We start from the raw sequence: 12,614 nt of genomic DNA, 5'->3' as shown, positions 1-12,614 counted from the left end.
AGGAATAGTCTTTGCCAAGAAGCAAAGACTAAAATTTTTAAGCTTTTTTCTTCATATCGAATTTATTTGCCATAAAGCCAACTAAACCAACAAAGAAAAGTCCGCCGCAGATATTACCAAGTGTAACTGGAACTAAGTTTTTACCGATAAAATTTCCCCAGTTTAAAACTTCTAGTTTTTCAGCCGTAATGCCATGTCCTAGAGCCGCAGCTGCAGCAGCGATATCTCCGCCGTTTGCTGCTATATAGTGAGCTTTTGAGATGATGGCTTCAGTGATTATGAACATATTTGCCACGCAGTGCTCCATTGAGCAAGCCACAAATGCGCCGATCATCCACATAATGGCAAAGAATTTACCAGATAGATTGCTCTCACTTGTCGCAGTCCAAATAGACATACAAACAAAGACGTTACAAAAAATTCCGCGGATAAATAGCTCATGAAATGGTGCTGTGATCTTGCCAATGCCAGCTGGTATAAAGTGCTGCAAGATGTAGCCATCATACTTTAGTGGCAAGCCTGAGTAGTAGTACATATAAGCGATCAGTGCGCCGCCAACGAAGTTAAATATCCAAACGATAGCCCAGTATCCGATAGTCTTACCTAGTTTTAGCTTTCCTTCATATGCACTAACACCACTTAAAACAGAGCTTGTAAAGAGGTGACCACCATAAAAAACAACCATCATAAGACCACAACTAAATGTGATACCACCGATAAAATTTGAAAGGCCAATAGACTGATTTTCAGCCATACCAACTGTCGAGTGAGCCCAGAAAATATCACCCATAGCAATAGCGGCTCCAGCATGATAGCAAGGAAGATAATACTAGTAAGTGGCATATGAGCCTTATGCTCCATAGAGCTTGAGACCGCTTGAGCGGTTTCTGCCGGATTTAACATCACATTCTCCTTTTTATTTTCAATCTCGCACATGAGCCAGGCTCATCTTTGCGACCAAAGTTTAACACTTTGCAAAATCACTAAAAGCCAAGATTGCTGCTCACAATTAAAAGCAAAATTTTGCCTTTAGCAACCAAAAAGACTAAATTTAGCTATTTGCTAAATTTAACCAACTAAATTTTTATCAATCTCTACAATTCTCAAAAAAGCTTTTCTGGCACTTTTTTTGGCTTGCTCACTTAGACCTTCTTCAAAATTTAAGACATTTTCGAGCAAGACACTAATGCCTAAAAAGAGCGTCTTTGGACAAATTTTACGCAAGTAGCTTAAAAGTACTGGCGTAGGGAGATTGTGAGTCGAGTAGATATAGTCTCTATCGTTGCTTAGATCAAAAAACTCTATCTTATCCTCACTAAAACCGCTCATCGCATCGACGACTATCAAAATCTCAGGTGCAAATTCTCTAATAGCTGAGAATTCATTCTCAGGCACATCTTGCCCGAAAAAGACCTTCCACTCTTTTAGCTCAGCTTCTACGATGCGGCCGACTTCATTACCCACGTCATCGTCGCCACGCATAGGATTACCGATGCAAAGGATAGCCTTTTTCATCAAAAATCCTTCCTAAGCACGATATATCCCTCTTTTAAATTTGCCAAAATTTCTTTAAGCTTACACTCACAAAGCTGTGGCAAGAGTTTAGCGATATGCTCAGCAAAAATTTCAACTTCAAAATACTTGCTTAAATTTCCGATCTTAAATTTCACGTATTCGCCTGAGTTTTTGATCATCTCGTCAAATTCCTCATCGCTTAGCTCTAAAATTTTCTCGCTAAAGTCTATCGTGCCAACGCCATGTCCCACGCAAGTGGAGAAAATTTTTATCTCCTTTAGCTCGCGTGGAAGCTTATCGTTGTCGTCCATATGCCTTTTTGTAAGCTTATAAACTTGTATCATCTCTTACTCCAAACCTCGCTATCAACGTCTATCGCAAAGCTTTTATCAGCTTTTGCATATTTTAGATAGACATCATTATGCAAAAGCCCCATGCACTCGGCATATCTAGGATCTTCCTCTTTTTTAATAGCTGTAAGCACAGCCTCTCTTGAAATGCTTGGGTCATGGACATCTTTTGAACATTTGATAGCATTCATATATTTTTCAAAAAGGATTCTACCAAAGATATAGCTCATTAGCCTTCTACTTTCAGCTTGCAAGTCACGCTCAAACAAGATATCGCCTATGACCGACTTCTCAACTGAAGGTGGCAATGTGTTATCTTCCTCATAGCTTTTTTTATGAAGTTTTTGATCGATGATACCAAGAGCCATGCCAAGGCCGTAAATAATGCTTGCTGGATGTGGAGGACAGCCTGGGATATAGACATCAACTGGAATTATCTTATCAATGCCACCCCAAACGCTATAAGCGTCATGGAAAATTCCACCACTGCTTCCGCACGCACCAAGAGCAACTACGATCTTAGGATCTGGAGTCGCCTCATAAGCACGAAGAAGCGGATAATACATCTGTCTTGTTACAGGACCGGTGCAAAGTAAAATATCAGCGTGTCTTGGGTTTGCCACAAGCTTAAAGCCAAAGCGCTCAGGGTCCCACATCGGTGTAATAGCCGCAAAAATTTCTATCTCACAGCCGTTACAGCTTCCGCAGTCGATCCTATAAACGCTAAAGCTTCTTTTGATATTTTTTAGATGCTCTAGCTTTGCAGTTAGATCATTTGCTGTTTTTATGTCCTCTGGGACTTGATATAGACTCATTTTATAGCCTCCTCAATGCCTTTTGTTAGCCTCTCAGCAGATTGATTTTTCTTGCACTCTGGGCAGATATAAAGGTAGTCTTTTGCCTCTTCAAGTCTGCCTGGGAGTAAATTTGCTGTGCCAAGCTTTTCAAGGGTGAAATTTATAAGCCTTTTTGGTGTAAATGGCTTGCCGCAGCATTTGCAAGTTTGCATCTCAAGCTCGCCCCTTTGTATAAGAGCGCTCTTGTCAAATTTAACCGCAAGCTCAAAGCTATCGCTTAGGCGAACGGCTCCAGTTGGGCAAACCTCATCGCAGCGCCCACAAAATATGCAGCGCCCACAGTCAAATTCCCAAACAAGCTTTGTTTGTTCCTCGTTCATCTTAAGCTCTATCGCGTTACTAGGGCAAGCGATACCGCAGGCTGCACAACCTATACAAAGATCGTATGTATAGTTTGGCTGACCACGGAAATTTTCAGGAACAATATATGGCTCAAATGGATAGGCGTATGTCGCCTTTCCATATTTTCTGTGATGTCAAATAACTTCATCATCTTAAATCCTTTTTGCTAACCCCGCCATCTTGACAGAATTTTTTAAGGTCTTTTTCTGTTAAAATTTTACTCTTTTTAGTTCTTACATCGACTAGTGTAACACGCTCAGTGCATGAGTAGCAAGGGTCAAGCGAGCAAACGATAAGCGCAGCGTCACTTATGTTGTTTCCTCTAAATTGATATCTTAGGCTTGGCCAGTTGTTATATGTTGCTGCCCTGCATCTCCAGCGATATACTTTTTGAGCACTGCCTTGCATGATCCAGTGGACGTTTTCACCGCGTGGTGCTTCATCATGACCAAGTGCAAAATTCTCAGGTTTGATCATAGTCACAGGATCGATCATGATCGGAGTTTGAGGCATTAGCTCAAAGCATTGGCGGATGATGTGGATAGAGCTTTTTAGCTCTTTATATCTAACCATCTCACGAGCAAATACGTCGCAACCATGCTCAACTGCTACTTCAAATTCTATCTGTTTAAAAAAGTCGTATGGGTGATCGTAACGGTTATCACGTTTAAAGCCAGAGCCTCTCATGTTTGGACCAACTGGGCTAAAGTCACGTGCTATTTGGCGGTCTAGGATTCCCACACCTTTCCAGCGTCCGATTTGGCGTTTATCCTCCATAACTGCGTCCCAAATTTCTGAAATTTGAACGTCAAGTTTATTTATGATCTCGATGCCTTTTTTGATCTCTTGGTTTGTCATATCACGTCTTAAGCCGCCCATAACGACGTTGCCGTATGTTTTACGTCCGCCAGTTACTAGTTGAGCTAGCTCCATAGAGTACTCACGAACCCTAAAGATATGCATAAACGCATTATAGTTACCAGTGACCTCACAAGCTAGACCGATATTTAAAAGGTGGCTGTGAAGACGCTCGATCTCAAGACAGATGACTCGTATAGCTTGAGCCCTTAGTGGAATTTCAAGCTTGATAGCTTTTTCTGCTGCTTCGATACAAGCGATAGCGTGAGCATAACCACAAATTCCACAAACTCTCTCTGCAAGATAGCCCATTTGATCATAGTTCATTCTGTTTTCAGCTAGCTTTTCCATACCGCGGTGTTGATAAAAGAGGCGGTAGTCAGCGTCGATGATCTCGTCGCCGTCACAGAAAAGTCTAAAGTGACCTGGCTCATCTGAAGTAATATGTAGTGGTCCAAGTGGCACATCAACTACTGCATCACCTGTTGGAAACAAAAACTCAGAATCAGGCTCATCTCTATGGTCAACCGGATCAGGGCGGTAGCGATAATCCATCGCATCTTTTCTAAGTGGGTGAAGTCCGTCTGGCCAGTCATCACTTAAAACAAGACGCCTTTTATCAGGCAAACCTTCGGCCACAAGGCCAAACATATCATAAGCTTCTCTTTCGTACCAAACACAAGCTGGCACTAGCGGAGTAACAGATGGGAATGTCGGATCACTTCCTGGAATAAGAGTTTTAACTGTGATAAAGCACTTATCCTCAGCCGCAAAGTCGTCAGCCTCAGTCATCTTGCTACCTTCCATTGAGATAGCGTAGTAAAGTGCATAGCTGCCATTTATCTGGCGCTCGTCATTTGGTATCATTGTGCTTATAAAGCCACCGATATCATAGTAAAGCGTCTTAACAGCCAGTGGAAGGTCGTTTCTATCAACTAAAACAGTGATCTGATCGTCAGCTTGACGAGTTACCTCTAAAATTTTTACTTTAGTTTTTAGGATTTCAACAAATTTATCGCCTCTCATTTTAAAGCTCCCATCATTATATTAACACCGTTATCTACTAGCGTATAAAAGCTATCTACATGCCATACGCCAAAGATTATGATAAGGGCACAAAGTGCTATAAGAGGTAAATTCTCTAACAAACTCATCTCTTTATTATGAACAACCACACCTTTTGGCTCGCCAAAGCTTGCCATGTTAAAGTGTGCAAAGTCAGCTATGAAAATAACTGCAAGTGCAATAGCAAATAGCGCAACTGCGATGTATTGACCACTTGTGATAGCTCCTACAAAGACGTTATATTCGCTAACAAATATAGCAAATGCTGGAACACCAACTAGTGAGCAAACAGCCGCGCCAAACATTATAGTGGTGATCGGTGCGATCTTAACCATGCCGCCCATCTTACTCATATCTTTGTGGCCATAAATTCTTGCTATGTTGCCGGTTGAGCAAAACGCAAGAGCTTTAGTAAAGCTGTGAGCCAAGCAGTGAAATATCGCTGCAAATAGACCAAATTTACCGCCAACACCAAGTGCAAATGCAATAACACCCATATGAACGATTGAGTGGTATGCAAACATTCTTTTTACGTTGTGTTGTCTGATTAGGAAAAATCCCGCTACAAAAAGAGTGATAGTTCCTGAAACGATCATTATGCCCTCAACAAAGCTAAATCCAACAGCTTGAGCTGTGATAGCATAGTATCTCAAAAGTGCCAGCATCGCACATTTTAAAAGTACGCCTGAAAGCAAGGCTGAGATAGGTGCTGGACCTTCAGCGTGAACGTCTGGTAGCCAAGTGTGAGTTGGAGCAAGACCAGCTTTTGTACCAAAACCAATTAGAGCAAATACAAAGATAAGTTTTGCTGCATCTGGGTTTAAATTTTTAGCATTTGTCATTATTCCAGAAAATAGCATAGAAGCTTCGCCATCTCCTAGAGTGCTAAATGTGGCTGAGTATAAAAGAACAGTCGCATAAAGTGCAAATGCTAGACCGATTGAGCAAAGAACGATGTATTTGTAGCCACTTTCTGTTGATTTTTGATCTTTGTGGATAGCGACAAGAAACACAGAAGCTAGTGTTGTAGCCTCGATAGCTGCCCACATAAACGCAACGTTGTTGCAAATAACGCTTAAAGTCATTGTAAAGATAAATACATGGCTTAATGCATAATATTTTTTAAGATCGCTTAAGTGGATGTGTCCGTCTTCAAGCTCCCATCTCATGTAATGGATAGAGTAGAAATTTACTATAAATCCAGTTACAGCAATAAGTACCAAGAAAACACAGCCTAAGCTATCTAAAAACAAAAATTTATCAAAACTATAAAAAGTTCCACTACTTAAGACTTTAAGAACATTGTTAAGTAAAGCCACCGATGTCGCAGCAGAAAACAAAACGTGAAGTCCGCTTAATACCGCATAATTTTTAGGACTCAAAAACAAGATCAAAGCACCAAGGAGCGGTAAGATAAGTATTAAAGCTAAACTATCCATCTCTAACCCCTTAAATTTGAAGCTTTAGAAGTATCTAAGCTATCATAAGCTTTATAAAATCTAATCGCTAGAATGCTCATGATGATAACGGCAAATATCGCATCTGTTAAAATTCCAAGCTCAACTAACTCATGTGAGTTATAAGCCATTAGAGCAAGGCTTAGGTGGATACCGTTTTCAAACAAGCAGTAAGCTAGAATTTGTTTTATAAATGAGTTTCTTAGCATGAAGCCAAAAATTCCCATCATAAAGACCGTTCCAGCTGCGATTAGCATGATCTCTTCTTTAATAAGAGAGAATTTTAAAAATATAGGGTGGATACTCATTGAAAGAGCTAGAGAAAATCCCATAGCAATGACAGGGCTTACAAAAAATCCACCAACTGGTTCATCTTCGCTAACTACGCCAAGTTTTTTGATAAGCCAGAATAAAATTCCTGGCACAAGCAAAACTTTGGTAAAAAATGCAACGATCGCCCAAGTTTTGAGCTGCTCGGCGTTAAATTTCTCAGTTAGCAAGAAAAATATGCTAACTAAAAGTAGTGTCTCAATCGCATAAGCGATGATTGAGAGTTTTAAGCTTCTAAGACCAAAAACCGCAAGCGAAGTTACGATCATGCAAATGGCTAAAATATCAAGTGTTTGCATCTCACACTCCTACTACATAAAGTGTTAGTGCAACAAACGAGATAGCAAGTGCACCAAGTGCATTTTTGCGTAAAGATGAAGTCATTTTAAAGCGTGGTCCAAAGTTGTCTATAAAGACAGCTGCCACATAAAATACTCCAGTTTTTATCACAAAAACGATAATAGCTAAGAAAGGATTACTAAAATTCCATGGCTCAAATATAGTTAGGAAAAGTCCGATCATAGCAAACTGTTTTAATATAAGTGATGCTTGAACTAAACCAAGATCGCTACCTGCGTACTCGCCAAGCAAGCCTTCTTGAAGCTCTTGCTCAGCTTCAGCTACGTCAAATGGTTTTCTACCGGTCTCAACATACATGCACCATAAAAATGCGATAGAAGCTACGGCAAAACTTGGGATTTGATATCCAATAACACCGGTTTTTACCATCTCTTGGATCTCAATTAAATTTGATGTTTTAGCTGCGAGCATTACTACGATTAAGCACATGATCATAACTGGCTCGACATATACGCCAAGCATTTGCTCCCTACCGCCGCCTGTTGCTGCAAATGGGTTGCCGCTATCCATTGAAGCTGCACCAAATACAAATCTAAGCAACGCGCCAAGATAAAGGATCACAAATATATCTGAATACGCTCCAAAAACAGTATCTTTGCTATATGTTATAGGTATAGCAGCTAATACTGCAGCTGAAGTTGCAAAAAGGAAAAATGGAGCCCATCTAAATACCCAGTGAGAGCACTCAGGCACGGTTCTTCCTCTTCTAAAGAGTTTTATAATATCGCGATATGTTTGAAAGAAATCGCTACCTTGTTTTGATTGAAGTCTAGCTCTTAGTTTTCTTGCCATACCATCAAACAAAGGAGCTACCAAAACGATAACGACTACTTGAAATATCATTAAAAGTATAGTTTGCATTTTCGTCTCCTAAACTAAAAAGTAGCCCACAGCAAGTATGGCACAAAGATAAATTAGGATATAAAGCGTATAGATGTTTGTGTATCCGCTTTGAACGATGCCTAGTTTATCGGCAAATTTCATACACCATTTGATGACTGGCTCATAAAACATTCCCCACCAGATATCTTTTGGATGGTTGTGATATTCAACCGCGTCAAAATAATTTCTAGTAACGATCTTTTTATCAGCTCTAAATAGCCATTGCATAATCTTTCTAAGATCGCCTGTAAATGGACCACCTGTCATTTGCATACGTGAGCTATATTTAAAGCCACATGCCCAAGGATCAGTCTCGCGTGGTTTATCTCTGTTTGCTTTCATAACAGCAAGGATGATAAATGGCAAAATCATTGTTGAGCAAAGAACCAAGGCTATCAATGGAGTTGAGATCATACTGCCTATTGGTGAAGTTACATTTATAGCACCAAGGCTAGCTTTATAGTCGCTTATAGCGATAGAATTTACAGCTTGCATGATGTAATCAACTATGTAGTTTGCGCCAAGACCAAAGCCAACGCAGCCTATCATTAAGATGATCATACCAAGAACCATGCCTATTGGACTCTCTTTAGCATTTTCCCAAATTTTTTGATCTCTTGGAGTACCTGCAAAGATAACAGCGTAAAGTTTGAGGTGCATGCCGACCAAAACGCCTGTTAGCGCAAGGGCTACGACGCCAAGCGTAAATGCATATCTAACTAATGTTCCCTCGCCCATCGCACCTTGAAGCATACCTTGATATGTAAACCACTCTGAAACAAAGCCATTTACTGGAGGTAAAGCTGCGATACCCATGATACCTATAAACATACCAAGGCTTGTCCATGGCATTTTTTTAGCAAGACCACCAAGGATGTCCATATTTTGTGTATGAGTAGCGTGGATAACTGAACCAGCGCAAAGGAAAAGCAGGCCTTTAAATATAGCGTGGTTAACTACGTGGTAGCAACCTGCTAGAAAACCTACTGCTGCTAGTGTTAAATTTCCAGCTGCGACACCATAAATTCCTGTGCCAAGACCTAACAAGATGATGCCTATGTTCTCGACTGAGTGATAAGCAAGCAAAGCCTTGAAGTCGTGTTGGCAAAGAGCGTATAAAACACCAAATAGTGAGCTAGCTGCACCAAGAGCGAGTATTGTAAGACCAAAATATGTGCTAAGTGGCAAGTAAAGCGTAAATTTAACTAGTGTAAATAGAGCGACTTTAATCATAACGCCCGACATAAGGGCCGAAACATTTGATGGTGCTGCTGGGTGAGCTTGTGGAAGCCAAACGTGAAATGGCCACATACCAGCTTTGCTACCAAATCCAACCAAAAACAGTATAAATGTAGCAGCAGAAGCACCAAATGGCATCTTAACACCCATGAACGCACTAAATTCTGTACTTCCTGCGTAGTAAGCTGTGATAAGCAAACCACAGGTGATACAAAATGCACCTATTTGCGCGATGCCAAGATATACCATGACCGCTTTTAAAGTGTTTTTACCATCATTTACTATGATAAGGAACGATGAGATAAGAGTCATAAGCTCCCATAAAACGACAAAGCAAAATACATTATCAGCGCTAATTACTAAAAGCATTGAAAGGATGAATGTGTTAAACAAACATGCAAATACGCCAACGTTTGCTTTTTTGATGTACTCATCTGCATAGCTCATACCATAAACACTACTTGCAAATCCGATGAAAACGACGACAAAGCTAAAGAAATTTCCAAGTGGATTTAGCGCAAATTTTGGCGAATACAAAAAGCCATCCATAAGAGCAAAGCTATCGCTTACTCCCATATTTGCAACAAAGTGATACATCGCATAAAAACAGCTTAAAGCACTTAGACCAAAACCAACCTTTACAGCGGCCTTTGGAGCACAATAAAGCAAGATGCTAACGACGGCACTTACAAGAAATAGCATATAAACCGTAGTCATCTTATGCTCCTTGTCCGTTTAAAATTTTAGTAGCAAATTTATTCGCTGCTTCATAGTCTATCCTCTTGCCAAGTTTATGTTTACCCTCTTCTGGATCAATCATAACAAGAGCACTCGTTGGACAGACATCAACGCAAGCTGGTCCATTTTCACGACCAAAGCACATATCGCATTTAACAGCGATATTTTTTGCACCTGATTGTGACTCTATCTCAAGGTTGTACTTTGGCTCGACAGCGTAATTTACTGAAGGCATAAGCTCTGCACTTGAGCTTATTGCACCGTAAGGACAAGCGATCGTGCACATCTTACAGCCTATACAAATTTCCTCGTGAAGCTCGATGCAATTATCATTAAATCGCAATGCCCCAGTTGGACACACATTCGCACAAGGACCATCGTCGCATTGTCTGCACTGAGTTGGCATAACGCCAGTAGCTTCTCTTAGCACACTTAGCCTTGCACGTGACAGCTTGCCGCGTTCATAAGCGCTCTTAAAACATGCAGCCATGCAGGTTGCACATCCTATACAGCGTTTATAATCGGCAATCACAAATTTATGTTTTTTCATAAATTCCTCCCATTAAACAAGGCTAAACTGCCCTGCTCACTTTTAAAGTGATGGTTAGTCACCAAAATAGAGATAGTTAAATTTTTATTTAACATCTCAAACGCTCCTTCCTAATTTTTGTAATAATTCTATAACTTACAATGAATAAATTCCGTCATCTATCTGACAAATTTTGTATTTTTAAAATTAAATTTTTATTTTATATATTTTTAAGATTATCTATTAAGTATCTATTTTTAGGTATATTTATTTGCTAAAGGATAATATTTATTAATAAAATTTTCCTATAAAGAGTAAAAATATCTTAATTAAGTTTAAATTTACAAGTTAATTATTTAAGCTCGGGTTAATTAAATAAAACTGAAATTTAAAAATCTAAAATATAATCCGACCTTTAAATTTAAAAGGTTTTTTATGGAAATTTTTATAGTTATAGTTTTGTTTATTGTTGCAGTGTTTCTTTTTATGAAATTTACTCCAGTTTTTGGTGGCGTGCCAGATATTAAAAGCCAAAAGCTGATAAAGGCTTCGCCAAATTTTAACGGCAAAGTTTTATAAATTTAGAACCAACGATTGATATAGTAAAAAATAGTCCGCAAGCATCTATGTTAAATTTCGTCCTGCAAGCGCTCTTTCCACCAAAGGGCAAGCTACCAACTAAGCCTTTGCCAAATTTAAAATTTGACGCAAATGCCTTGAAAAACGGCGAGTTTATCTGGCTTGGGCACGTTAGCCTAATCTGCAAGCTTGATGGCAAAACTATCATCACAGATCCAGTTTTGCACCGAGCATTTCCACTGCCAATTGGCGGTAAGCCCTTTGCCTACGAGCATGCTATCACCACTAGTGACTACCCAGATGTGATCAATATCGCCCTCATCTCGCACGATCACTACGATCATCTTGATCATAAAACGATCCTTGAGCTAAAGGATAGGATAGACAAATTTCTAGTGCCACTTGGTGTAAAAGCTCATCTTGTAAAATGGGGCGTTGATGAAGACAAAATTTATGAGTTTGACTGGTTTGGTGAGCAAAAAATAGGAAATTTAAACTTCACGTTTTGTCCTTCAAGGCACTTTAGTGGGCGCACATTTAAAAGAAACATGACACTTTGGGGTGGCTGGGCGGTTGAAGAGGCTGGCTTTAGCTTTTATTTTAGCGGAGATAGCGGATACGGCAAGCATTTTAAGATGATAAATGAGAAATTTGGCGCCTTTGATCTAGTTTTTATCGAAAATGGTGCTTACGGCGATGGCTGGCCTTACATGCATATGAAGCCAGAGGAGTCAGCGCAAGCACTAAAGATCTTGGTGCAAAGCTTGGCGTACCGGTGCACTGGGGCAAATTTGATCTATCTTATCACGCTTGGGATGAGCCGATCAAGCGTTTTGAAAAGGCAGCGACAAAACTTGAGCTAAACTACGCGACGCCGATGATCGGAGAAGTTTTCACCACACAAAATCTGCCTAGAAAAAAGTGGTGGGAGAAAATTTAGGAATAAATTTTGCTCTAAATTTTAAAATCCAAAAGGAAATGCTGATGAAAATTTCTGAAAATTTAGCAAATCTAAAAAATGTCATCGATAAAGCTGCAAAAAATGACCTTGATATGAGCGCAACTGGAAGCTTTTTACAAAATTTAGAAAAAGCAAATAAAGAGACTGAAAAAATTTATAAACAGCTAGAAAAAGAGCTAAAAAGCGATGCGCAAATGTTTAAACAATTTGACTTCATGCAGATGATAACAAAGCTTCAATACGGCAATCTAAAACCAAATGAACGTGAAAAACTGCTCAATAAAATGAGCGAGATCGCCAAAGAAATTTAATTTTAAACAGGATTGATGGCAGGGCTAAATTTTGCAGTTTCTGTGAATTTTAGTGGGTTTTAGTGATTGATTTGCTTAAAATAAATTTATTTAAATAGCGACCGTTAAAACTCAGATATATTTCTATTTTATGCCGAAATGCTTATATATTCATAGCTCACATGGTAGTATAGGCATACTACCGCTTTTAGGCTTTTAGGTAAATTTTTAAATTTCATAAATGAGTAATTTCGGCTCCGAT

The 12,614-nt window shown here is 39.5% G+C and carries 10 protein-coding genes and 3 pseudogenes; 2 read left to right on the top strand and 11 right to left on the bottom strand.

All coding sequences use genetic code 11. The annotated features are described in order from the left end of the window. Window positions 1-37 precede the first annotated feature (37 nt). The 11 genes and pseudogenes from A3835_06335 to A3835_06285 form a co-directional block, all read right to left on the bottom strand. A pseudogene (locus A3835_06335) lies at window positions 38-903 on the bottom strand (formate transporter). Between the two features lie 165 nt (window positions 904-1,068). Next, entirely contained in the window at window positions 1,069-1,515 is a 447-nt protein-coding gene (locus A3835_06330; protein ID ORI07201.1) for a hydrogenase 3 maturation endopeptidase HyCI, read from the bottom strand. Then, the gene (locus A3835_06325) at window positions 1,515-1,859 is read right to left on the bottom strand and encodes a hypothetical protein (protein ORI07200.1); all 345 of its coding nucleotides are present in this window, start codon (window positions 1,857-1,859) and stop codon (window positions 1,515-1,517) included. Before A3835_06325 ends, A3835_06330 begins: the two co-directional genes overlap by 1 nt. Beyond that, on the bottom strand, window positions 1,856-2,680 hold the full coding sequence (locus A3835_06320; protein ID ORI07199.1) for a hydrogenase: 825 nt from the start codon (window positions 2,678-2,680) through the stop codon (window positions 1,856-1,858). Before A3835_06320 ends, A3835_06325 begins: the two co-directional genes overlap by 4 nt. After that, window positions 2,677-3,215, bottom strand: a pseudogene (locus A3835_06315) (formate hydrogenlyase). The gene A3835_06320 and the pseudogene A3835_06315 overlap by 4 nt, the downstream one beginning before the upstream one ends. Beyond that, window positions 3,212-4,948: a hydrogenase-4 component G gene (locus A3835_06310; protein ID ORI07198.1), complete on the bottom strand. Its 1,737-nt coding sequence runs from the start codon at window positions 4,946-4,948 to the stop codon at window positions 3,212-3,214. The pseudogene A3835_06315 and the gene A3835_06310 overlap by 4 nt, the downstream one beginning before the upstream one ends. Next, window positions 4,945-6,426: a hydrogenase gene (locus A3835_06305; protein ORI07197.1), complete on the bottom strand. Its 1,482-nt coding sequence runs from the start codon at window positions 6,424-6,426 to the stop codon at window positions 4,945-4,947. The genes A3835_06310 and A3835_06305 overlap by 4 nt, the downstream gene beginning before the upstream one ends. A 2-nt stretch (window positions 6,427-6,428) precedes the next feature. Then, on the bottom strand, window positions 6,429-7,073 hold the full coding sequence (locus A3835_06300; protein ORI07196.1) for a hydantoin racemase: 645 nt from the start codon (window positions 7,071-7,073) through the stop codon (window positions 6,429-6,431). Between the two features lies 1 nt (window position 7,074). Continuing rightward, on the bottom strand, window positions 7,075-7,995 hold the full coding sequence (locus A3835_06295; protein ORI07195.1) for a hydrogenase: 921 nt from the start codon (window positions 7,993-7,995) through the stop codon (window positions 7,075-7,077). Window positions 7,996-8,004: 9 nt separating this feature from the next. After that, window positions 8,005-9,972: an NADH dehydrogenase gene (locus tag A3835_06290; protein ORI07194.1), complete on the bottom strand. Its 1,968-nt coding sequence runs from the start codon at window positions 9,970-9,972 to the stop codon at window positions 8,005-8,007. 1 nt (window position 9,973) lies between these two features. After that, entirely contained in the window at window positions 9,974-10,543 is a 570-nt protein-coding gene (locus A3835_06285) for an electron transporter (protein ORI07193.1), read from the bottom strand. Window positions 10,544-10,957: 414 nt separating this feature from the next. On the opposite strand from A3835_06285, the pseudogene A3835_06280 reads away from it, so the two are divergent. Beyond that, window positions 10,958-12,041: pseudogene (locus tag A3835_06280) on the top strand (multidrug transporter). Between the two features lie 44 nt (window positions 12,042-12,085). Next, entirely contained in the window at window positions 12,086-12,373 is a 288-nt protein-coding gene (locus A3835_06275) for a hypothetical protein (protein ORI07192.1), read from the top strand. Window positions 12,374-12,614: the final 241 nt, after the last annotated feature.

It is taken from the genome of Campylobacter concisus (assembly GCA_002092835.1).
Lineage (GTDB): Bacteria > Campylobacterota > Campylobacteria > Campylobacterales > Campylobacteraceae > Campylobacter_A > Campylobacter_A concisus_K.
This window is presented reverse-complemented; position numbering and strand designations above follow the sequence as displayed.